This window comes from Dyadobacter sp. 22481 (genome assembly GCF_052044875.1).
In the GTDB taxonomy this organism is placed as follows: Bacteria; Bacteroidota; Bacteroidia; order Cytophagales; family Spirosomataceae; genus Dyadobacter; species Dyadobacter endophyticus.
Map to the genome: position 1 here is coordinate 1,013,834 of NZ_JBQENV010000002.1, position 22,623 is coordinate 1,036,456.

The window sequence follows — 22,623 nt, forward strand, 5'->3', positions numbered from 1 at the left end:
GAAAGGGAGGATGGAGGAAGGGGAGGAAAGTCCATTCTCCCCTTTTTTTTTCCTTCACTCAAAAAACAACCACTCAAAAGCTTTCGGAAACTCTTTGTTCCATTGTTTTTCTGCGTGTTCGCCTTTGGCGTCTATCGATGATTTGATTTTTACGCGGCTGTAACCGAAGCTTTGTGTTTCCAGCGTTTCTTGGAGCTTTGTCACGTTCGGAATCATGTGGCTGCCTTCTTTGCCGCCGGCGTAAAGGTAAATGCGGGTTTCGAACGGCTCGAAAAAATGGACGGCATCGAAATGGACTTTCTCCGAAATCCACAGCGCCGGTGAAAATACCATGAACTTTCCGAATGTCTGCGGGAACATCAGGGCTGCATAAATGCTTAGCAGGCCACCGACAGAACTTCCTCCGATGCCCGTGTTGAGCCGGTCGGTTTTCGTACGGTACCTGGCATCAATATGTGTTTTGAGCGGTCCTGAAATAAATTGGAGAAATTTGGCTCCGTGCCCTTTGCCCAGCTTCGGGTTGTCGTATGGAGAAAGCTCCTGCACCCGGTCCTCTTCGCCATGGTCGACCGCGACTACAATCACGCCGGCCTTGTGCTCCTTCGCCAGCGTGGCGAGACTTTTGTCTATTTCCCAGTTACCATATTCGGAACCTTCTCCAAGCAGGTTCTGGCCGTCGGTCATGTAAAGTACCGGGTAGTGCTGGTCGGGATTTTCGTAGTAGTCGTGTGGAAGCAGCACGCGCACGCGGCGGGTACGGCTGAACTGCGTGATTTCAAATGCTTCCGAAACCGTTTCAACGATGGGGGAAAGGTCGGTTTTGGCCGAAATGTCGGTTTGCCAGCGGATTACATTGTCCTTTACCAGCGTTTCGCCGGCTTTGATAATGCGGTTGCCGTAAGGCTTACCTGCGCGGTCGAGCTCCACCTGGTTCCAGCCGCCACGGGTATATTTATATTCGATAGGATCGGGTAATTCCGAGTCTTCGGGGAATTGATACCGGTAATTGCCCGGGCTCACCATCGTCATGCGGTATTCTTCCAGGTCGGGGAGCCACTTGCAAAAATTGCCAGTGACAAAAACCGGACGGTTATCGAATGGTAATGTGCTTAATACAATGGTAAGGGTGTCAACTTCTACTTGCATTCTACTCTGGTACTTTCATTGAGTCACTTCGGGTTATGAGGGGCAAAAGTACTTATTTATCAGCTTTTTTAATATAATTTATAAACTCAAATCGAAAAATATGACGGTCGTCGGGCTCATGAAGGATTCTTCCCGCCTCAATCCAGGCATTGGGTTCCAGGATTTCGAAAAAGGTATCGCCCTCGATTTCGGTATGAACTTTGGTGAGGTAAATGTGGGTGGCAACCGTTTGTGACTGTTTGTAAATCTCGCCCCCGCCTACAATGCAAACTTCCTCTCCGTCAATTTCTTCGGCCTTTTTCAAAGCTTCCTGCAATGAATGGGCGACTATTACGCCCTCAAACGCAAAATCGGCGCTCCTCGTGACGACAATGGACGTCCGCCCCGGTAACGGTTTTCCGATCGACTCGAACGTCTTTCGACCCATGATCATCGGGTGCCCTAGCGTAAGTTGTTTAAAGCGTTTAAGATCGTCCGGCAGTCGCCAGAGTAGCTGATTATCCTTACCGATAGCGCCGTTTTCGGCTGCCGCTACGATGATTGAAATGTGCATTTGTTTGATTTACAATTTATATCCCCTCAAAAAATCCCCCACCGCCATCCGCTTCTTTCCCTCAATTTGCAACTCTTCGATGGCTAACCAGCCATCGCCGGTACGGAAATGCAGGTAGGATTTGCCGTCGCTGTGGTATTCGCCCGGTTCAGAATTGCCTTCTGAATCAATAGGTTTTGTTTTAAAAACCTTACAGGAAAGGCCGTTCAAAGTCGTCCAGGCGGCCGGATAGGGCGAAAGGCCCCGTACGAAGTTATGAATTTCGGTTGCCGACCTGTTCCAGTCGATCTCACAGGTCTCGCGAAAGATCTTTGGAGCGGTTTTAATGTCTTCGGGCTCGGATTGCGGCTCCTGCGGGTAGCTGCCTTCCTGAATGGCGCGCACGGTTCTCACGACCAGGTCCGCACCTTTGCGCATGAGGCGCTCGTATAATGTGCCCGCATTGTCTTCCGGGAAAATGGGCTCATTGTCCTGGAAGATGATCTTGCCGGTGTCGATGTCCTTTTCGATGAAAAAGGTCGTCACTCCGGTTTCGGTTTCGCCATTGATGACGGCCCAGTTGATGGGCGCCGCGCCGCGATACTGGGGCAGTAGGGAGCTGTGGAGGTTGAATGTGCCTTTCGATGGCATGCTCCAGACTACCTCGGGGAGCATCCGGAATGCCACTACCACCTGCAGGTCGGCGTTGTACGATTTCAGCTCTTCCAGAAAGGCCGGGTTTTTCAACTTTTCAGGCTGTAAAACGGGGATACCCTGCGACTCCGCGTATATTTTGACAGGTGACGCCGTTTGCTTCTGCCCCCGGCCCGCAGGCTTGTCGGGAACAGTTACGACGGCCACAACATTAGAATTGCTTTCGACCAGACTTTGTAAACTCGGGACCGCAAATTCGGGCGTTCCCATGAAAATAATTCTCAGCGGATTTGACATATCAGATGGCGCTTTTGGATAAAAATGGTGCTACCATTCACAAATATTGTTAATTTTGTCGTTCCTAACAGAAAATTATGGTGAACACAAAATCATATATCAACCGAAAAGAAAAGGTCTTCTAGCCTTCTACGAGAGTTTCCATTACTCTGTAGAGCGGTCTTCGAGCCGTTCTTTTTTTTTTATGTAAAAATTTCAAAAATCAAAAGACTTATAAACAAATTAAAGGTCATGGCTAAAATTTCATACTATACGGAAGAAGGACTAAACAAGCTGAGGAACGAGCTGAATGAGATGAAAACCAAAGGCCGCACGGAGATTGCACGACAAATTGCAGAAGCGCGGGATAAAGGTGATTTGAGTGAAAATGCGGAGTACGATGCGGCGAAAGACGCGCAGGGTATGCACGAAATGAAAATCGCCAAACTGGAAGAAATCATGTCCAACGCACGCGTTATCGACGAGTCGTCGATGGACACTTCTCAGGTTTCAGTTCTTTCGAAGGTGAAGATCAAAAACCGTAAGAATGGAATGGAAGTGACCTACACATTGGTATCGGAAGAAGAGGCGGACCTGAAAACAGGCAAAATCTCGGTAGGTTCGCCGATCGGCAAGGGGTTGCTGGGTAAAAAAGTAGGAGAAACAACGGAAATCAAGGTTCCTGCCGGTATGATGGAGTTTGAAGTGCTCGACATCAGCCGTTTCACCGGCGAATAATAAGTTATAGATTTGATGGGTTGGGTTGCGGAATGACATCATTTCGCAACCCAACTTTTTTGTGGAGATTTGTGATGAACCTCAGCCCCACACCACTATGCGCATCAAAGGTTTCCTCCTTACCGTTCCCTCCCTCCGCGTCGACGGGATGGCGTTGTTTCCGTTCATTTTATTGAAGCGAAAAGGGCCTTCGCGTTATTTACTCAATCATGAGCGCATTCATTTGAAGCAACAGCTTGAACTCGGGCTGGTTATCTTTTATATCTGGTATTTGGTCGAATATTTAATCCGATTCGTACAATTCAGAAATCATTATTTAGCCTATCTTCATATTTCGTTTGAAAAGGAGGCCTACGCCCACGAGCGCGACCTCGGGTATCTGCGGAGGCGACGGTTCTGGGCCTGGTGGAAGTACCTTTAAGAACGGAGTTTCAGTCGTTATTTAATTTAAAAATATGTCAGATCAGAGCACAGAGTTTCTTTATAAGTACCTGAATAATGCTTCGCCAACCGGCTTCGAATCGACGGGGCAGCAGATATGGCTCGACTATATCAAGCCATATATTGAAGAACAGATTATCGATGTGTATGGAACGGCAGTGGGGGTTATCGGTCCCGGCCAGGATTACAAAGTGGTGATAGAAGCGCATTCCGACGAGATTTCGTGGTTTGTGAACTACATTTCCGAAGACGGCTACATCCACGTTCGCCGCAACGGCGGTTCGGATGCGGCTATCGCGCCTTCGATGCGTGTGAACCTGCATACGGCCAAAGGCGTCGTGAAAGGCGTTTTTGGCTGGCCCGCGATCCACGTACGCGATACCGCCAAAGACCAGGTGCCCAAAGTACATGAGCTTTTCATCGATGTGGGCGCTGCCAAAAAGGAGGAAGTGATTGAAATGGGCATTCACGTGGGTACCGTCGTGACATTCGCGGATGGCCTCGATGAACTGAACGGTAAATATTACCTCGGCCGCGCGCTCGACAACCGCATGGGCGGATACATGATCGCGGAGGTAGCGCGTAAGCTGCACGAGAACAATGTGAAGCTGCCTTTTACATTATATGTGGTGAATGCGGTGCAGGAGGAAATCGGCCTTCGCGGTGCCGAAATGATTTCGCGCCGCTTGAAGCCTGACCTTGCGATTTGTACGGACGTAACGCACGACACGCAGTCGCCGATGTACAACAAAAAGGAGCAGGGCGACCTGAAGTGCGGCAGCGGGCCGGTGATATGTTATGGTCCGGCGGTACAGAACAATGTACGCGACCTGCTGATCCGTGTAGCTGAGGAGAAAAGCATTCCTTTCCAGCGCCAGGCGGTTAGCCGGTCGACCGGTACGGATACGGATTCATTTGCCTACTCCACAGAAGGTATTGCTTCCGCGTTGATCTCATTACCATTAAAATACATGCATACCACCGTGGAAATGGTTTCCAAGGAGGACGTGCAGAATGTAATACAACTGATGTACGACGTGCTGCTGTCGCTGAAAGGGGACGAGGATTTCAGGTACATTAAGTAATGCGTTAATGTCACCCTGAGCGTAGTCGAAGGGTCTTTGCGACGACGTCATCGCATGGGCTTCGACTGCGCTCAGCCTGACAAAGCAACACACACCTTCGTTAGCATACTTCATAACTTCATCAACTTACTGGAAAACAATGGACAACCGGGCACGCGGGCGCGGGGCAGCTATCAACACGCCCAACAAATTCTTCAAACACGAGATCGAGTACACCTCCGAAGACTGGCAGCAGTGGGAAGATCCCGAGGTAAATCCCAAAACACAATTCATCGAAGAGGAATCCAAGACGCTCATGAGCGTTTCGGACAGTCCTGATTTACCTAATTTTCACTCCATTAACCCTTACCGGGGCTGTGAGCATGGTTGCATCTATTGCTACGCAAGAAACTCACACGAGTATTGGGGCTTTTCGGCCGGGCTGGATTTCGAGACTAAGATTGTCGTGAAAAAGAATGCACCGCAATTACTGGAAAAGCTGTTTAATTCAAAGAAATGGGTGCCGCACCAGATTCACATTTCCGGTAACACGGATTGTTATCAGCCGGGAGAAAAGAAATACCGATTGACGCGGCAGCTGCTGGAAATATGCCTGCGATACCGTAACCCGGTGAGCATTTTGACCAAAAATGCATTGATACTTCGCGATCTTGACGTTCTTGAAAAAATGGCGAAACTCAACCTCGTGCACGCGGCGCTTTCGATCACTTCGCTGAATGAAGAATTGCGCAGCGCATTGGAGCCGCGGACGGTTACCGGTAAAAGGCGTTTGCAGGTGCTGAAAACATTGAGCGAAGCGGGTATTCCGACGGGCGTTATGACGGCGCCGATCATCCCGGGGCTGAACGACCAGGAAATACCTTCGCTGATACAAGCGATTGCCGAAAACGGGGCATTATGGTCGCATTACACGGTGGTACGGCTGAATGGCGCTATTTCGACATTGTTTGACGAATGGATCCACCACCATTTCCCCGACCGGGCGGCGAAGGTTTTAAGTCAGATCAAAGAATGCCATGGAGGTGTGGTGAGCGATTCGCGGTTTGGGATCAGGATGGTAGGAGAAGGCAACTTCGCGGAGCACATCCGGCAGTTGCACGACCATTCGTGCAGGAAATACCTGGCCGGACGGGAACTGCCGCCTTTGGATACTTCCCAGTTTATGCGGGCGGGGCAGATGCGGTTGTTTTAGCTAAAAAACCTATTTTAGTCGTCCTAATCCCAACCACATGAAAACACTGGCATTGGCCGTAGGCCTAAGCGCAGCATTAGCTGTCAACAGCAACTGCGTCAATTCGACATCTCAAAAGAGCGCCGAGATGGCGGATTCGCTTTCCGCGGCGCCCGAAGATCTGTTCAAAGCGAAAAGCCCGACCACCGGTGCAGACCAGGTATCGCAATATCTTGATTATTTGAAAGGTAAAAAGGTCGGTATAGTAGTCAACCAGACTTCTATCATTGGTACAAAACCGATCGTGGACAGCCTGGTTGCATTAGGGGTGAATATCGTTACCATTTTCGGCCCGGAACACGGCTTCCGCGGCACGGCCAGCAATGGCGACAAGGTGAACGATAGTGTTGATCCGAAAACCGGTATCCCTGCCATTTCACTTTATGGAAAGCTCAAAAAGCCCACGAAAGAACAAATGGCGGCCATTGACCTTATGATCTTCGACATCCAGGACGTGGGCGCGCGCTTTTACACGTATATCAACACGCTCGGGCACGTAATGGAGGCATGTGCGGAGAGTAACAAGGAAATGCTCATTCTTGACCGCCCGAACCCGAACGGCTTCCTGGTCGACGGGCCGATCCTCGAAGATCACCTGCGTTCGGGAATCGGGATGTACAAAATACCGATCTCGCATGGCCTCACGATAGCCGAGTTTGCGCAGATGATCAACGGAGAGGGTTGGTTGCCTAACAAAATGCAGTGCAGGTTGAAGATCATCAAAGTGGCCGATTATACGCATGACACGCCTTACGTTTTACCCGTGATGCCGTCGCCGAACCTCAATACGCAGCAATCGGTGATGCTGTACCCGCATATTTGCTTGTTTGAAGGCACCATTCTGAGCCAGGGGCGTGGTACTTACATGCCCTTCACGGTGTTGGGAGCTCCGTTGCTGAAAGGTAAGTACGACTTTTCCTTTACACCACACAGCATCAAAGGCATGAGCGAAACGCCATTGCATCAGGACCAGGAATGCTACGGACTCGATTTACGGAAATATGACCTGAAAGAAATCCGGAAAAGTGGCAAGCTCAATCTGAAATGGCTGATAGACCTCTACAAGGCGTATCCCGACAAGGAGAAGTTCTTCGACATGAGCCAGAGCAAGCAAATGGGCAATTTTGACAAGCTGTCAGGAACGGAAAACCTCAAAAAGCAGATTATCGCCGGAACACCGGAAAACGATATACGGAAAAGCTGGGAGCCAGGACTTGGCCAGTTCAGGGAGATGCGAAAGAAGTATATGATTTATCCTTAAAATGCTCAAATACAGGAGATTTTAAACAAAACATCCCAGGGATACTTCCCAGGGATGTTTAATTATTCTCAACGATATTTAATTAAAACTGATAGCGATTTAGTTTAGGTTATATATGTATGTGCCGTGTGCGTTTGAGAAACAAATGTGTGCATAATGCTCAGTATCATGCCAAAAATGCTCAATCGACCTAATTACGTTTTTTGTAGTGAAACAGATGCCTGGACCTCATAAAAATCTTAAAATTTATTGAAGCCCAGGCCTTCTGTCGGGGTAAAGTATATATGAAATAATAGAAGAGGGTGTTTACGTGCTATAAAATTACTTCGCATGTAACTCCTCTACAAATCAAAGGGGTGAAGTATAAGTTTCTTGGGGTGAAATCCTGTAAATCGTAAGTAACCGTTTTTTCTTCTGATAATACAAAAAATCAGGAGAATGTTTTTATTCGACTGAGGAGCTCAGTCCGGTTATCATTCGTGATCGGGATTTCAATGTCGTTGATCATCACGTGTACATAGTCTATGGCCGTAATGGCGTTGAGATTGATGATAAACGACTTGTGTACGCGGAAAAAATAGTTGGTCGGAAGCTGCTGAAGCATGTTTTTCAGCGTTTCGCGGATGGTATATTTTTTCTTTGTCGTGTGGAGCTCCAGGTAGTTGTCATCGCTGCGGATATATAGGATGTCCGTGAGCATGATTTTGGTGAACATGTGCTTTTCCTTGATAAAAAGCGCGTCGGTGATGACCGTCGTGTCTTCCTTCTCCTCCGAGGTAGTTTCACCAGCGAGCGCGGCCAGGCGGTAATTCTTCAGCGCCAGCTTCACAGCCGTATATACCGTGATTTTTTGAAAAGGCTTTTGTAAAAATGCGTGTGGTGCAGCCTGCAATGCCGCATTGACTACCGCAATGTCGTCGTGGGCCGAGAGAAACAGAAAAGGGATTTTGAAATTCTCCCGTATGTAATGCGCCAGGTCGATACCCGTTTGATAACCATTGAGGTTGATATCCAGAAGAGCCAGGTGAAAAACCTTGCTGTCGAGTAGTTCAGTGGCTGTCGTGTAATCGGTCGCAATATCATTTGCCTGGTAGCCAAAACCATTAAGCAAAAATTGGAGATGTTTCGCAATGATAAAGTCGTCTTCAACGATTAGAATATTCATCTTTGATATAGCCAGCCTTTGCCTGCCTTAATGTGAATGTAAAGGTTTACGTTTTGAAGCAGCCGCGGTTAAAGAGCCGTTAGTGTACAAATAATAGGATAATATACGAATTAATTATAACGTTGGATTGGCCGAATATATCGAATTATCCATCAGATACCGCCGTTTACACATCCCGCCTTTAAAATAAAAGCAAAATGCCTTATTGCACAAGGGATTGTTAGTTTGTAGTAATAGTTTTATTATGAGGCTCAACAAAACCAAATTTTTAAGTTTGGTCTATTTAACTAAATATTTGCATAATTAGATTCTCTAATTACCGTGGTTCGGGAGTTTTTCGGGTTGTTGAATGCAACACATTTTACGACCAAAAGCCTGTTGATGGGTGAAGCGAAAACCGGTGGAGAATAGCTGTTTACACCGGACACGCTGTTTTTTCGGACTACGCTTGACGCTGTTCCTCCGGGCGTTGCACGGTTTCCAGGCTTTTGTGGCGACCTGTCAGCCCGAAGAGCATTGCGATAACCGCCAGTCCGCCAAAGAACCAGAGGCTAAGTTTCCAGTTGTAATATACGATCGCAATCAGGCAGAGCACGGAAATCGCGAGGGCAATGGCCGGAAAGTAGGGGAATGCCGGGACCTTAAAGGGTCTTTCGAGCTCAGGTTCTTTATTTCTTAAAGCAAACAACGCCACCATGCTGATGATGTACATTACCACCGCGCCTAATGCAGCGAGAATGATCACCTGGTCGGTCGTACCGAGCGACAATGCCAGGCAACCCGCGATACCTCCCGCGAGAAGCGCCCAGTGCGGCGTCTGAAACCGGGCATTCACATTTCCAAGGAACGAAGGCAGGTAACCTTCGCGCGCGAGGGCGTAGATTTGTCGGGAATAGCCGATAATTGTACCGTGAAAGGAGGCGATAAGACCAAAAAGGCCCAGGCTGGCGAAGAGCTGGGTGAGCCCGCTGTCACGTCCGAGCACGATACCGAGCGCAGCCGGAAGGGGGTAGTCGATGTGGCTGAGTTGCTGCCATGGCGCAACGCCGCCGGTGAATACCATCACGGCAAGTGCGAGCACCACCAACGTGAGGATGCCGTAAATGTAGCCGCGTGAAATGGTCTTTTTCGGATCTTCTACCTCTTCTGCAACCATTGCCACGCCCTCGATCGCCAGGTAGAACCAGATCGCGAAAGGCAATGCGGCGAAGACACCCGCCCAGCCGAAAGGCATCGGTTCCGAAACAAATGTCTCATACGAAAAATGAGGCGCAACAATGCCGATGTAAATCAATAGCTCCACTACCGCCAGCACAGTGACCACGAGTGAAAAAGTGGCCGATTCTTTAATTCCAAGCAGGTTGATCAGGATGAATATGGCATAGCAAGCGAACGCGACTTCCAGTACCTGCAAATTGGGATACAAAAAATGGGTATAGCTGCCCAACGCGAATGCGATGGCCGGCGGCGTTACCAAAAATTCCACCAACGTGGCATAGCCTGCTATAAGGCCGCCCCACCAGCCAAATGCCCGGTAGGAATAGGAAAACGGCCCGCCTGCTTGCGGAATGGAAGTCGTTAGCTCGGTGAAGCTGAAAATAAACGTCACATACATGACCGTCACGACCAGCGTTGCAATGAGAAAGCCAACGGTTCCGGACACGCCCCATCCGTAATTCCAGCCAAAATATTCGCCTGAAATGACAAGCCCGACGGCTATGGCCCAGAGGTGGATCGGTTTGAGGACTTTTTTAAGCGTGGCGGTTTGTTCGGCAGACATGAAGGACAGGTTAGACTAATTGATGGCAGTACAATATAGTCTATAACTCTCCCAAAGCCATTTGATACTATTGAAAAAATATCTTGGGCGGTATTTTGTTTTGTAAAACTACCTCGGAGCAGTGCGAAGGTAATCGCCGAGTTCGCGGACTTTGTCGGTATTGAGGTAATCGACGCCCAGGGCCATCATGGTTTTCCAGGAGTTGATATTGTCGGGTGTGGCCCATATCCGCACCTTTTTGCCCTTGTCGTGTACCTCGGTGATCATTTTCTGGATCTTCTTTTTGTCCTTCTCCAAAATAGGGCCTTCGCCGTTCCAGTTGGAATATTTTTGAAATGCCTGGCTGATCAGCCCTACATGTGCCATCTGCGCCGGTGTATAAGCGTTTTCGGGACGACCGTCGAAATAAATGAAGTCCGGATATTGCTCGAACAGCGTCGGATCAGGGACATTGCCGCTGACGACGACTTTGACACTGCCGGCAGGTGCAAAGATGTTCTTATACGGTTCCAGTACCTTGATCAACGCTGCCAGTGTGGGTTCGCCTTCTGTTTTGAGATCGATCAGCAATTGCAGCGGAATATTGTCCTGAGAATAAATACGCCCGCCATTCTGTTCGGTTTTTTCAAGAATGGGAAGAAGGTATAATGCCTTAAAAGTACGATTGGGCCGGATGTCTTTCAGGTTATGGGCTACAAAAAGAGTGTCGTTGACGAGGAAAATATCTGCCTCCACCGACCCGAACTGCTGCTCATAAGCGTCCGTAAACGGGCGTACCCTTTCATAGTCATTGTGGGAATGTGCCTGGGCCGTAGAATAAGACTTAACGCTCTGGGCAGCAATGAATTGAATGGATAGGATGAAGCTGATGAATAATGTAGTGATTTTTTTCATGGGCAAATAGATGGATCGGAGTAAAGAGATTAGTTCGATAACGCAATCGTTACCTGTTTGATTTCCCTATCGAAGAATTTTCTACTGATTTTTTGGGATAAAAGGAACAAATTTTCGGCCAATGCCCGGATCGTTTTAGAATATCATTATTTTTAGCCTTACTTATTAAAAACTGATACCTGATAATTGACGCCTGCATGAGCCAGAATTCTCCTCTTTTCCGAAAAAAAACTGTTGACCAGATTCTGAAAGATGCCCATTCGGGAAGTGAGGGAGGCTTAGCCAAAGTGCTGGGCGTGCGCGACCTGGTGTCGCTCGGTATCGCAGCCATTGTGGGCGCGGGGATTTTCAGTACCATTGGTCTGGCGAGCTATAATGGCGGGCCGGCGGTGTCGCTGCTCTTTGTTTTTACGGCCATCGCATGCGTATTCACGGCGCTGTCGTACGCGCAGTTCGCCAGCACGGTGCCTGTTTCAGGTAGTGCGTATACCTATGCGTACGTGGCTTTCGGCGAGTTGTTCGCGTGGATCATCGGTTGGGCGCTTATCCTCGAATATGCCGTTTCCAATATGGTTGTGGCCATTTCATGGTCGGAGTACTTTGTAAGCATGCTCAAAGGTTTTGGCATTACATTGCCGGGCTGGCTTACGATCAACGGTGAAACGGCGCGGGAAGCCTTTCAGAAATTGCAGGTTTCGGGCGCGGCTCAATTGTCGGACTATGAGCGTGTTGCTGCGGCGGCCTATGAGTCAGCCCCGATGATCGGTGATTTTCACATTTTGCTCAACCTGCCCGCTGGTTTGGTGACCCTGCTCATTACCGCATTGGTTTACATCGGGATACGCGAATCGCGGACGGCCAGCAATATCATGGTGGTGTTGAAAGTGGCAGTCGTGTTACTCGTAATCCTGGCAGGCGCATTTTATGTAAAACCTGAAAACTGGTCCCCATTTGCCCCTAACGGCGTGAAAGGCGTACTGAGTGGCGTCGCTGCCGTGTTCTTCGCGTTCATTGGCTTTGATTCAATTTCAACGACTGCCGAGGAATGCCGTAACCCGCAGCAGGATATGCCCAAAGCGATGATTTATTGCCTGGTCATTTGTACCGTATTATATGTATTGATCACGCTCGTGCTGACCGGAATGGTGAATTATACCGAACTGAAAGTGAGCGACCCGCTGGCATTTGTATTCCAAAAGAATGGCCTGGATTTTATGGCCGGCGTTATATCGGTAAGCTCTGTGATCGCCATCACCAGTGCACTGCTGGTTTATCAATTGGGCCAGCCGAGGATCTGGATGACCATGAGCCGCGATGGCCTGCTATGGAAACGTTTCGCCAAAATCCACCCTAAGTATCAGACGCCTTCTTTCGCAACAATTGTAACCGGTTTTGTCGTAGGTATTCCTGCATTGTTTTTCAAAATGGATTTCTTCGTCGACCTGACGAGCGTTGGGACTTTCTTTGCATTCATCCTCGTGTGTGGCGGTGTGCTTTACCTCGACCATAAAGGCATTTCCGCACGTTCCAAATTCCGCGTGCCTTATATTAATGGGAAATACCTGGTGGGTATCTTGTTCTTTCTGGCGATACTGGGAATCCTGACTTACGGGCAAGGGATAATTCTTGAATGGAGAATGCTCAGCTTTACTGAAATTATCGAACATAAGTTACTCACGATTATTTTCTGGATCACCTGGTGTACGCTTTCGATATTGAGTTATCAGCATAATTTTTCCGCACTCCCCGTGGCCGGAATCCTGACCAATTTGTATCTGATGACTGAACTCGGCGCCTCCAACTGGCTGATATTTGTGATCTGGCTGGCGATCGGTTTGGTGATCTATTTTAGCTATGGATATAAACAGAGTAAACTGGCACAAAAATAGGGAAGCTGGCTGGCTTCCCTTTCTCGCATTGATTGCTTAGGTTATCACTTGGCCGCCTGGCTATTTTTTCTCAATTTTAAGCTGTATCGAATACTTGTCTTTGGTCCTGGTCGAATCACCGAACTTCGGGTAAGGATTGACGGCGGCGAGCACAAGCCTGTATTTTTCTCCGGCAAATGTCTTTTCCAGCGTATCCGAGCCTGTTGAGGCGTCACAGGTCCCCAGGCACATTTTGACGTGTTCTTTAATTCCCCCCTCGGTGGTAACGCCCGCAAGCAGGAGGTCAACTGCCGCCCGGCCGCCCCAAATGCATGTCACACCTTCCGGGCAACGGCTGTCTTCCACTTCAAAAAACGTCAGCGTAGCCTTTGGAACGTCATTCAGTGTGACAGTTTCTTTGTATTGAATACCTTGCTCTTTCTTATCCACACCGGTACTTTTGCAGGCCACCGCTATGGTGGCCAGGAGTACGAATACAAACTTTTTCATCGGGTTCTCATTTAGGTTTGTTGCAGGACAACAGGGTGGTGGGGATGGTTGTAACGGGGCGTTTCGGACCGCCGACGGTAGCCGTCGCACTACTAAAATTCCAACGTAAACACCGTTCCTTTTCCCACCTGTGATTCGACGTTGAGCTGGCCGTTATGCTGCTGTAAAATCTGGCGGGAGAGGCTTAATCCAATGCCTGAGCCTGTTTTTTTGGTGGTGTAGAAAGGGATGAAAATGTTCTCCAAAGCCTCGGGCTCGATGCCGTCTCCATTGTCTGCAACTTCGATTATGACGGTACCATCAACCTGGTAGGCCGAGAGCGTGATGAGCCGTTCGGTTTGGTGCGAAAATGCCTCTGAGGCGTTCTTGATAAGGTTGATCAATACCTGCTGAATCTGGCTGGCATCGGCTTTTACGGTCAATAATTCGGGTTTTACAGACAGTTTCCAAATCACACCGGATTGTGTCAGGTCGGTTTGAAGCAATTGTAAAACTTCCTGCAACAGCTCTGCTACGCCCAGGTTGGCGAATACCGGCTTGGGTAATGTCGTAAAGTCACGGTAGGCATTTACAAATTGCATCATGCCTTTGCTGCGCTTTTCGAGTGTCGATAATGCTTCTTTTAAATCATTTACCGCCTCCTGGTCGCTCGTCGAGCGTTCGATATCTTCGTTCACGATCAGGCGCATAGTGCCCACAAGGGATACGATGGGCGTCATGGAATTCATGATCTCATGCCGCAGCACGCGGGTAAGGTTTTGCCACGATTCCACCTCCTGTTGCTGCAACTCGGTCTGAATGTTTTGCAAAACCACAATTTTAACCCACATTCCACGCAGCTGGATGGCGGCTGCCTGCAATGCAAGCGGCTGGTCGTTGGGCGTACGGTAAAGCTCGCGTACGCCGGTATCAAGGTCCGAAATGAGTTCGTAGAGACGCGGGTGCTTGTCTTTGAGCTCGGCCAGTTGATGAAGCCGGTAAATACCCAGCATACGCAGCGCCGCGTTGTTGATCAGATTTACCTGCCCGTTGGCGTCGAAGGTGATAAGGCCAGTCCCGATATGTTGGACGATGGTATTAAGGTATTGCAAATTCGCTTCCTTCTCCGCGCGCGCCTGCCTGAATGCCAGCAAAACCTCGTTGAACTGCTGGTTAAGTTCTTTGAACGTCCGGCCCATCTTATTGTCCGAGCGGAAGTTGATGGTAAAGTCCGAATACCTTACCGATTCCAGAAAATAGGTCAGCTTGCGATTGACATTCGTGACGTACTGGTACAGCAGCGATCCCTGTATGAATATAAATATGGTGCCGAGAATGTACACCAGCGTTTCGTTGGTGTGCTTGGACGCGAGCCAGGCAAGGGCAACGACACTCAGGACAATCACTGCTATCCTGATCATAATCATAATACTGAAATGCCGGAGTCCGATCATGCGGGGAAAGCGGGATAGGGTCGAGGTTTAGTTTTCGATCACACTTTGCGGCACACCGGACATCTCGCTCAGGATGTATTTTTCGAGCGAAGGAATCTTGTAATGTGCCATATTAAACTTTTTATCTTCAAAAACTTCAGCCGCAGGTACCGAGATCGTGACCATGCCCGCCGCGTGTGCCGAACGCAGGCCTGCGTGTGAGTCTTCAAAAGCGATGCATTCTTCGGGCAAAACCCCGAGTTTTTTAGCGGTAGTAAGGTACACGGCCGGGTGCGGCTTGGTATGTTCTTCCAGCTCACCGGAATGCCAGGTGTCAAAATAGTCAATAATTTCCAGTCTTTTTAATACGCCCTCGATGAGTTCCATGTGCGAGGCCGAGGCGACCGCCAGTTTCAGACCCTGGTTTTTCAATTCCTTAATCAATGTAATAGCGCCTGGCATGGCTTCGGCATTGGCCAGAATGTCGTGATGGGCCTTTTCCAGTATTTCCATTTCAAGCTCTTCGAAAGAAGGTGTGTTCCATGGCTGTATTTTGTGACAAAAATCGAGAAATAGCTTGATGGATAGGCCGGTACTTTGAAGACGAAGTGCGTCGGTGATTTCAAAATTTACTTTTTGCATGGCAGAACGCGCTGCTTCCGTCCACATCGGTTCGGAGTCTATGAGCAGGCCGTCCATGTCGAAAATTGCTGCTTTGATCATGATCAGGTGAGTGTGGGAATTTTTGATAACCACCCAAAACTACTACATTCGTCGGTGATGAAGAAGGAGTGGAGGGAGAAAAGGGATGAAGGGGAGGAAAGGGAGGAGGGGAAGGAAGTGCTGCATTTCTTTTTTCCCTTTCCTCCTTCCTCCCTTTCCTCCTTTACTCCCCAAAAACAGCAACGATGGTCATTCAATTAGAAGCAAACCTGGAAAAACTGCATGCTACGGCTCCGCTGGTGCATAATATTACCAATTTCGTTGTGATGAACTTCACCGCCAACGCATTGCTTGCAGTGGGGGCGTCGCCTGTGATGGCGCACGCCGTGGAGGAAGTAGAGGACATGGTGGCGATTGCCGGAGCCCTGGTGATTAACATTGGCACACTTTCCACACATTGGGTCGAAGGGATGAAGCTGGCGATGAGAAAGGCTGCCGAACTGGGCAAACCCATTATCCTGGACCCGGTGGGCGCAGGTGCGACGCCTTACCGCAATAACGTGCTTACCGAGTTGCTGGAAACTGCCCCGCCCACGATTATCCGGGGGAATGGCTCTGAGATCCTTGCATTAGCTGGCGCAAACGTTCGCACGAAGGGTGTCGATAGTACTACCGATTCCGTCGATAGCATTGGTGCCGCACAGGCATTGAGCGCGCGCTTCGGCTCGGTTGTGAGCGTGAGCGGCGCAGTGGACGTGATCGTGCATGGCGCACGCACCGGCTGGGTTTCGAATGGAGTGCCATTGATGACCAAAGTGACGGGTATGGGTTGCTCAGCCTCCGCCATTGCCGGCGCATTTGCGGCAATTTGCAATGATCCGTTTGATGCGGCGGTGTCGGCGGCTGCGACGATGGGCGTCTGCGGAGAGTTGGCCTACCGGAATGCGAAGTTGCCGGGTTCGTTCCAGATTGCGTTTCTGGATACCCTAGCGGCCATCAGCCCGGCGCATTTGGCAGAGTTAAGTAAAATCAGGATTGAATAGGTATTGTTGTTACAAGCCTGACGGCATTTTTGAATTGATTAACTGTGTTTTGAAATGAATATTAATCCAAATCTCGAACTGTATTTGGTGACCGACGAGGCCGCATGCCTTGGCCGAGACTTTTTCTGGGTTGTGGAAGAGGCGGTAAAGGGCGGCGTTACGATGGTGCAATTGCGGGAAAAATCGCTTTCTACCCGGGCATTTATCGATCGCGCGAGACGCTTGAAAAGCCTTTTGGAAACTTATAATGTCCCGTTGATCATTAACGATAGAGTGGACGTAGCATTGGCTGCGGATGCGGACGGCGTGCATATCGGACAGAGCGATATGCCTTTTCAAATGGCCCATCGGTTGCTTGGAGAAGGCAAAATCATTGGATTATCGGCGGAAAAGCAATCCGACGTGCTCGAAGCGGAGCATTGGAACCTGTCGTACCTCGCCGTGAGCCCGCTTTTTAATACGCCTACCAAAACCGACACCGAAAAGCCCTGGGAACTCGACGGGCTGCAATGGGCGCGGCAGCAGAGCCGACATCCGTTGGTGGTGATCGGCGGGCTTCATCCGGGCAATGCCGGCGAGGCCGTACTGAACGGCGCGAACGGCATTGCGGTAGTATCGGCCATTTGCAGCGCGCCATCGCCCCGAGAGGCTGCCCGGGAGCTTAAAACAATTGTTCAGGAGTCGATATTGTGGCCGGCTACAAAGAACTCCTGACTACATCTAACAATTCCTGACCATCAAAAACATTCCATATGAATCGTTACCCAACTGTACTTACCATCGCCGGATCCGACAGCGGAGGGGGCGCGGGCATCCAGGCCGATCTGAAAACGATTGCCGCACTCGGTGCATACGGAATGTCGGCCATTACGGCGCTCACGGCCCAGAATACCCAGGGCGTGCGGGCCATTCACCCTGTTCCACCGGCGTTTTTGCAAGAACAGTTGGAAGCTGTTTTTGAAGATATTACGGTCGACGCCGTTAAAATCGGCATGATCAATACCGTGGAAGTAGCACACGTGATCGCGCATGTGCTAGACCGTTTCAGGCCTCGTTTTGTTGTTTTTGATCCGGTAATGGTTTCTACCAGTGGATCTAAGCTCATTCAGGACGAAACGGTAGCCGTACTTTGGGAGGAGCTTTTCCCCCGCGCAGACCTTATTACGCCTAACCTGGACGAAGCCGAAATACTGATCGGCGGCCGGATCCGAACCCCGGCAACCATGAAGGAAGCGGCCATTCAAATGGTCGAAAAAGGGTGCAAGGCGGTGCTGCTCAAAGGCGGTCACCTTGTAGCGCCGACCATCTACGACGTACTCGCACAAAGAGGGCAGGAGCCGCTGATCCTGGAATCGGATTATATCGAAAGCCGGAACGTACATGGCACGGGCTGCACGTTGTCATCGGCCATTGCTACCTACCTGGCCAGGGGCAATTCGCTGGCGGAATCGATCATTTTTGCGAAGGAATATATTGCTGGCGCCATCAGGGAGGGCAAGGACGTCGTTACAGGGCATGGCCCCGGCCCGCTGAACCATTCATTTTCACCACTTTCAATGCAAATCGTTTCATGAAATTTACCGACCTGCTCTGGGCGGAAGCGCTACCGGTCTTTGAAAAAATACAACTGCATCCTTTTAATCAGGAGCTGAGGGAAGGCACATTACCGCTCGAAAAATTTAAATTTTACATTTACCAGGACTCCCTTTACCTCGCGGATTTTGCACGGGCGCTGGCGGTAGCAGGTACAAAGGCCGGTAACAGCCACGAGCTGCTGGATTTTCTCCATTTTGCTCAAAATGCCATTCTGGTAGAGCGGGCCTTGCATTTGGGGTATTTCAAAGAATATTTCATCGACTACCAGTCGGGCAAAGCCCCGGGCTGTTTCGCCTATACCAATTACCTGATGGCAATGAGCGCATTCGAATCATACGAAGTGATGGTCGCCGCATTGCTTCCCTGCTTTTGGATTTACAAACAAATCGGCGACTACATTTACGCCAACCAAACCACTCCAAATCCCTACCAAAACTGGATTGATGCTTACGCTGGCGAAGATTTCGCTCATTCGGTGCAGAAGGCACTGGCTATTTACGACCACCTCGCCGACAACGCTTCCGAAACGACGCGAGCCAGAATGATGGAGGCTTATGTTACTGCGTCGCGGCTGGAATATGTGTTCTGGGATAGCGCCTATCGGTTGGAGCAATGGGCGATTTGAGGTAGTTTCGATAGACCATGGATGGGTGACGATCTGAAACTCCCCCGTTCAAAAATTTTTGCAATAACTTTTAGGGTACCGCCCGGCTGAGTTGTCAGAATTACAAAACAACCAGCCATGAAAAAATTTATCTTGACCTTAATGGCCGGGGCCGTGAGCGCCCTGGCCTTTGCCCAGCCTGCCCAGACCGTCAAAGGGCGCGTCGTCGATACCGAATCACAGCAACCTGTGATCGGGGCTAATGTGATCATAACTTCCGTGACGCCCATTCTTGGCGGTGTAACCGATACCGAAGGGAATTTTCGCATCGAAAAGGTACCCGTCGGCCGCCATTCGTTCAAAATAACGAGCATTGGTTATGACGATGCATTCGTACAGGAAATCAATGTGGGGTCAGGCAAGGAAGTGGAATTGAATGTCAAGCTGACAGAATCCTTTCGGTCTTTGAATGAGGTGGTTGTGAAAGCGCAGAAAGAGAATGGAGCGCCTTTGAACGATATGGTAAGCGTGAGTGGCCGCTCATTTACGGTGGACCAGACGAAGCGTTTTGCTGCTTCTGTGAACGACCCGGCGCGGATGGCCATGTCGTTTGCGGGCGTGGCGGCGACCGACGATGGTAGTAACCAACTTATTATCAGGGGAAATAGCCCGAAAGGAATGTTGTGGCGCATGGAAGGCGTCGAAATCCCAAATCCGAACCACTTTGCGCAGGAAGGCGCAAGCGGCGGGGGGATCAGTGCGTTGAGCGCCAATGTGCTCGGTAATTCCGATTTTCTTACCGGCGCCTTTCCGGCAGAATACGGTAATGCAACATCCGGTGTTTTTGACCTCAAACTCAGGAAAGGGAACAATGAAAAACGTGAATACGCAATGCAGGCAGGTATTCTCGGGCTCGATTTTGCCGCCGAAGGCCCCATTGGCGCGAAGGGCGGTGCTTCTTATCTGGCCAATTACCGCTATTCTACTCTTTCCGTTCTTAATAAGATCGGGGTTAATCTTAATGGCGATGCTTCGATTGATTTTCAGGATGGCGCTTTCAAGGTATATATCCCTTACGACGACAAAGTGGTAGTGAGCGTTTGGGGAATGGGCGGAATCAGCACGTCGAAGGTTGACGATGACGATTTTAAAGAAAAATTCAAGTCGAATCGCGGGATGGTTGGCGTGAATTATCTCCGCTATATCAACAGCAAATCCTACATGGAAAGTGTCGTTTCCTACTCGGCGACGAGCCAGACGGGGGATTTCTATGACAAAAATATCGATGCGACGTATCAGCAGAAGTTTGTAAACCAGGCACTTAGGATCTCTTCATTATATAATTACAAACTCAATGCGCGTAACACGGTGCGGCTCGGCGTGATCATCAATCACCTGGATTTCAACCTGTATGATAAGGATAATGAAGACGGCCCTTATGAAATTAATGTCGACCGGAAGGGCAATACCCAGCTGTTTCAGGCCTATGCGCAATGGAAGTCGCGTTTAACACCTACCGTTACCGTAAACGCCGGTTTGCATGGTATGCTGCTGGCATTGAACAACCGGTATTCGATCGAACCTCGCGTCGGAGTGAGATGGGCGCTGGCACCGCGTTCGACCGTGAGTTTCGGGGCGGGGCTGCACAGCAAAACAGAGGCGATCTCTACCTACTTTGCACAAGTGAAAGTGCCAGACGGCAAAACCGATTTACTGAACAAAAACCTGAAACTGACGAAATCAGCACATTTGGTGGCGGGTTACGAGTTCAGGCCGTCGGCGAGCTGGCGGGTTCTCGCAGAGACCTATTATCAGCACCATTATAACATTCCCATCGGCCCGGCGAACACGACAACGCCCTATTTGCTGCACAATTCGCAGTTGAACGAGATCAGCGGTTTTGTAAGCGATTCATTGACGAGCGATGGTAAGGGGCGCAGTTACGGTTTAGAGCTTACCGTTGAGAAATCGCTCACCGCGGGCATTTACCTGATGAGCACGACTTCAATATACCAATCCAAATATACCGGTCGCGACGGAATCGAGCGTGATAGCCGATTTAACGGCAAATATGTGCAGAACTTCCTTGCGGGTAAGGAATGGCGTGTAGGTAAGAGCAAAACCAACATTTTTGCAGCGAATATCAAGCTTCTGGCAGCCGGTGGGAATCGTACCACGCCGATCGATCTGGAAAAATCAAGAGAAAAGGGCCGCACGGAAAGGGATTGGTCTAAAAGCTATGCTGAACAATTGCCTGCTTATTTCCGTACCGACCTGCGTGTGAGTTATACCAAAAACAAAAAGCGCACAACCTCGACTATTTCGCTCGACATTCAGAATGTGACCAACCGGCTTAACGCATTCGATCGCTATTACAATAAGAAAGAGGATCGTGTGAAGCTGATTACCCAAACAGGAATGCTGCCGATACTGAATTATCGTTTGGAGTTTTAAGGCACTGGTGGGCGGGTTCCGGTATGATAAATTACCCGCAAGCATGCGGACGATGCAGCGAGTCTTTGGAACAGTTGTTTTATGGAACCGGATGAAACCAAAATAGCAACAGATCTAAAAACTAAGGTTATGGAAAAGGATTTTGAAGATAATCAGGCCACTAAGAAACTGAAATCGCTGGCGGAAGACATCCGGTTCTGCATGTACACGACCTACGAAGACGGGCGGATCGTGTCGCGGCCGATGACGACGCTGGACATCGACGCGGAAGGCAATATCTGGTTCTTTACGAGCCGCCACGCCGAGCTCGTGAAAGATGTCCCGCAAGGAAATGCCCGCCGCGGGGATCAGGTGACATTGATTTACTCAGACCCGAAAAGCAATACTTACCTGAGCGTGTCGGGTACGGCGTCGATCGTGGAGAGTGAGCGCCGCAAGGATGAACTATGGAACCTGATGTCGAAAGCCTGGTTCCCCGGTGGAAAGGATGACCCCGATCTGGCGGTTCTGAGGGTTACCACACAAGAAGCTGCATATTGGGATAGTACTTCTTCCAAAATGGTCGTATTCTTCTCGATGCTCAAAGCGGTGATCACGGGCAGCACGCCTGACGGCGGGGATCATGGCAAGTTGAATCTGGTGTAGATGTATATATATTGAATGCAAAAGAGGCGGTCGGGTTTCCCGATCGCCTCTCTGCTTTATAAAAGGCAGAAGCCTTACTCCACACTTGCTTCCTCGTTCACATAGGCCTCTGCCAGTTCGGTAAGCTTGTGGTCGGTTTCTCCTTCCTGGTCAAGCGTCAGTTGCAGCATATCGGCCACGTCGTTGTGGCCCAGCGTGCGCGCAATATTGCGCAATGTGCCGTAAGATGCCATTTCGTAATGCTCTACTTTTTGAGCGGCCATGATCAGCCCGCAGTCGCGTACCATCGTGCCTTTGTCGGTGCTGCTCAGGATTTCGTTCGCTTCTTCGATCAGCCCTTCCATAGCAGCGCATTTTTTGGCCTGCGCTTTTTCGCCGATAAGCCCGAAGATTTCTTCCACACGTGCTGCATGTTCTTCGGTTTCGGTGGTATGTTGTTCGAATGCGGCTTTCAGCTCTTCGGAAGTCGTATTTTTGGCCATTTTCGTGAGTGCCTTAGCCAGGTTCTTTTCAGCCCAATAAATGTCTTTAAGGCCATCTACAAATAATTCTTTCAGCTTAGTGCTATCCGATTCAGTAATTTTCTTGGGACTTGTTTTACTTTTTGTCGCTTTCATGATCATGA

The 22,623-nt window shown here is 49.6% G+C and carries 22 protein-coding genes; 12 read left to right on the forward strand and 10 right to left on the reverse strand.

Features of this window, described 5'->3' with window-relative positions:
- Positions 1-54 precede the first annotated feature (54 nt).
- Genes ACTJJJ_RS14260 through fmt form a run of 3 tightly spaced genes read right to left on the reverse strand, consistent with a single transcriptional unit; the run spans position 55 to position 2,602 of the window.
- Positions 55-1,146, reverse strand: coding sequence for an alpha/beta hydrolase (locus ACTJJJ_RS14260; protein ID WP_440702136.1), 1,092 nt, complete (start codon positions 1,144-1,146; stop codon positions 55-57).
- 52 nt (positions 1,147-1,198) lie between these two features.
- Positions 1,199-1,699, reverse strand: coding sequence for a dihydrofolate reductase (locus ACTJJJ_RS14265; protein ID WP_440702137.1), 501 nt, complete (start codon positions 1,697-1,699; stop codon positions 1,199-1,201).
- 9 nt (positions 1,700-1,708) lie between these two features.
- Entirely contained in the window at positions 1,709-2,602 is an 894-nt protein-coding gene (gene fmt / locus ACTJJJ_RS14270; protein WP_440702651.1) for a methionyl-tRNA formyltransferase, read from the reverse strand.
- A gap of 258 nt (positions 2,603-2,860) precedes the next feature.
- Here fmt and greA point away from each other — a divergent pair, with 258 nt between their 5' ends.
- The 5 genes from greA to ACTJJJ_RS14295 all read left to right on the forward strand — a co-directional run bounded on the left by greA (position 2,861) and on the right by ACTJJJ_RS14295 (position 7,364).
- Positions 2,861-3,346, forward strand: coding sequence for a transcription elongation factor GreA (gene greA, locus ACTJJJ_RS14275; protein WP_188934067.1), 486 nt, complete (start codon positions 2,861-2,863; stop codon positions 3,344-3,346).
- 97 nt (positions 3,347-3,443) lie between these two features.
- A complete protein-coding gene (locus ACTJJJ_RS14280) occupies positions 3,444-3,767 on the forward strand; it encodes a hypothetical protein (RefSeq protein ID WP_188934065.1) in 324 nt (107 codons plus the stop codon).
- A 34-nt stretch (positions 3,768-3,801) separates the two neighbouring features.
- Positions 3,802-4,872 carry a M42 family metallopeptidase gene (locus ACTJJJ_RS14285; protein WP_440702138.1) on the forward strand — a complete coding sequence of 357 codons (1,071 nt, stop codon included), beginning with the start codon at positions 3,802-3,804 and terminating at the stop codon, positions 4,870-4,872.
- A 139-nt stretch (positions 4,873-5,011) separates the two neighbouring features.
- Positions 5,012-6,064 (forward strand): PA0069 family radical SAM protein, encoded by a 1,053-nt coding sequence (locus tag ACTJJJ_RS14290; RefSeq protein WP_440702139.1) that lies wholly within the window; start codon positions 5,012-5,014, stop codon positions 6,062-6,064.
- Between the two features lie 37 nt (positions 6,065-6,101).
- A complete protein-coding gene (locus tag ACTJJJ_RS14295; RefSeq protein ID WP_188934059.1) occupies positions 6,102-7,364 on the forward strand; it encodes an exo-beta-N-acetylmuramidase NamZ family protein in 1,263 nt (420 codons plus the stop codon).
- A 430-nt stretch (positions 7,365-7,794) separates the two neighbouring features.
- Here ACTJJJ_RS14295 and ACTJJJ_RS14300 read toward each other — a convergent pair whose 3' ends face one another.
- From ACTJJJ_RS14300 to ACTJJJ_RS14310, 3 genes are all read right to left on the reverse strand, one after another.
- Positions 7,795-8,529 carry a LytR/AlgR family response regulator transcription factor gene (locus ACTJJJ_RS14300; RefSeq protein WP_188934057.1) on the reverse strand — a complete coding sequence of 245 codons (735 nt, stop codon included), beginning with the start codon at positions 8,527-8,529 and terminating at the stop codon, positions 7,795-7,797.
- A gap of 442 nt (positions 8,530-8,971) precedes the next feature.
- Positions 8,972-10,309 (reverse strand): ethanolamine permease, encoded by a 1,338-nt coding sequence (gene eat / locus ACTJJJ_RS14305; protein WP_440702140.1) that lies wholly within the window; start codon positions 10,307-10,309, stop codon positions 8,972-8,974.
- Between the two features lie 108 nt (positions 10,310-10,417).
- Positions 10,418-11,203 (reverse strand): phosphatidylinositol-specific phospholipase C/glycerophosphodiester phosphodiesterase family protein, encoded by a 786-nt coding sequence (locus ACTJJJ_RS14310; RefSeq protein WP_440702141.1) that lies wholly within the window; start codon positions 11,201-11,203, stop codon positions 10,418-10,420.
- A gap of 197 nt (positions 11,204-11,400) precedes the next feature.
- On the opposite strand from ACTJJJ_RS14310, the gene ACTJJJ_RS14315 reads away from it, so the two are divergent.
- A complete protein-coding gene (locus tag ACTJJJ_RS14315) occupies positions 11,401-13,092 on the forward strand; it encodes an amino acid permease (RefSeq protein WP_188934051.1) in 1,692 nt (563 codons plus the stop codon).
- Positions 13,093-13,152: 60 nt separating this feature from the next.
- Here ACTJJJ_RS14315 and ACTJJJ_RS14320 read toward each other — a convergent pair whose 3' ends face one another.
- From ACTJJJ_RS14320 to hxpB, 3 genes are all read right to left on the reverse strand, one after another.
- Complete coding sequence (locus ACTJJJ_RS14320) at positions 13,153-13,581, reverse strand: hypothetical protein (protein ID WP_426293065.1); 429 nt, start codon at positions 13,579-13,581, stop codon at positions 13,153-13,155.
- Between the two features lie 92 nt (positions 13,582-13,673).
- Positions 13,674-14,987 (reverse strand): sensor histidine kinase, encoded by a 1,314-nt coding sequence (locus ACTJJJ_RS14325; protein WP_229222707.1) that lies wholly within the window; start codon positions 14,985-14,987, stop codon positions 13,674-13,676.
- 54 nt (positions 14,988-15,041) lie between these two features.
- Positions 15,042-15,716, reverse strand: coding sequence for a hexitol phosphatase HxpB (gene hxpB / locus ACTJJJ_RS14330; protein WP_188934045.1), 675 nt, complete (start codon positions 15,714-15,716; stop codon positions 15,042-15,044).
- A 185-nt stretch (positions 15,717-15,901) separates the two neighbouring features.
- On the opposite strand from hxpB, the gene thiM reads away from it, so the two are divergent.
- The 6 genes from thiM (at position 15,902) to ACTJJJ_RS14360 (ending at position 21,998) form a co-directional block, all read left to right on the forward strand.
- Positions 15,902-16,699 carry a hydroxyethylthiazole kinase gene (gene thiM / locus ACTJJJ_RS14335; protein ID WP_188934043.1) on the forward strand — a complete coding sequence of 266 codons (798 nt, stop codon included), beginning with the start codon at positions 15,902-15,904 and terminating at the stop codon, positions 16,697-16,699.
- A gap of 54 nt (positions 16,700-16,753) precedes the next feature.
- Positions 16,754-17,413, forward strand: a complete 660-nt coding sequence (gene thiE, locus ACTJJJ_RS14340) for a thiamine phosphate synthase (RefSeq protein ID WP_426293068.1) — start codon at positions 16,754-16,756, stop codon at positions 17,411-17,413.
- 38 nt (positions 17,414-17,451) lie between these two features.
- The gene (thiD, locus tag ACTJJJ_RS14345) at positions 17,452-18,273 is read left to right on the forward strand and encodes a bifunctional hydroxymethylpyrimidine kinase/phosphomethylpyrimidine kinase (RefSeq protein ID WP_426293069.1); all 822 of its coding nucleotides are present in this window, start codon (positions 17,452-17,454) and stop codon (positions 18,271-18,273) included.
- On the forward strand, positions 18,270-18,920 hold the full coding sequence (gene tenA / locus ACTJJJ_RS14350) for a thiaminase II (RefSeq protein WP_440702142.1): 651 nt from the start codon (positions 18,270-18,272) through the stop codon (positions 18,918-18,920). Before thiD ends, tenA begins: the two co-directional genes overlap by 4 nt.
- Positions 18,921-19,037: 117 nt before the next feature.
- Positions 19,038-21,353, forward strand: a complete 2,316-nt coding sequence (locus tag ACTJJJ_RS14355) for a TonB-dependent receptor (RefSeq protein WP_440702143.1) — start codon at positions 19,038-19,040, stop codon at positions 21,351-21,353.
- 129 nt (positions 21,354-21,482) lie between these two features.
- On the forward strand, positions 21,483-21,998 hold the full coding sequence (locus ACTJJJ_RS14360) for a pyridoxamine 5'-phosphate oxidase family protein (protein WP_188934033.1): 516 nt from the start codon (positions 21,483-21,485) through the stop codon (positions 21,996-21,998).
- Between the two features lie 74 nt (positions 21,999-22,072).
- Here the strand turns inward: ACTJJJ_RS14360 and ACTJJJ_RS14365 are convergent, their stop codons facing one another.
- On the reverse strand, positions 22,073-22,615 hold the full coding sequence (locus tag ACTJJJ_RS14365; protein ID WP_188934031.1) for a YciE/YciF ferroxidase family protein: 543 nt from the start codon (positions 22,613-22,615) through the stop codon (positions 22,073-22,075).
- Positions 22,616-22,623 lie beyond the last annotated feature (8 nt).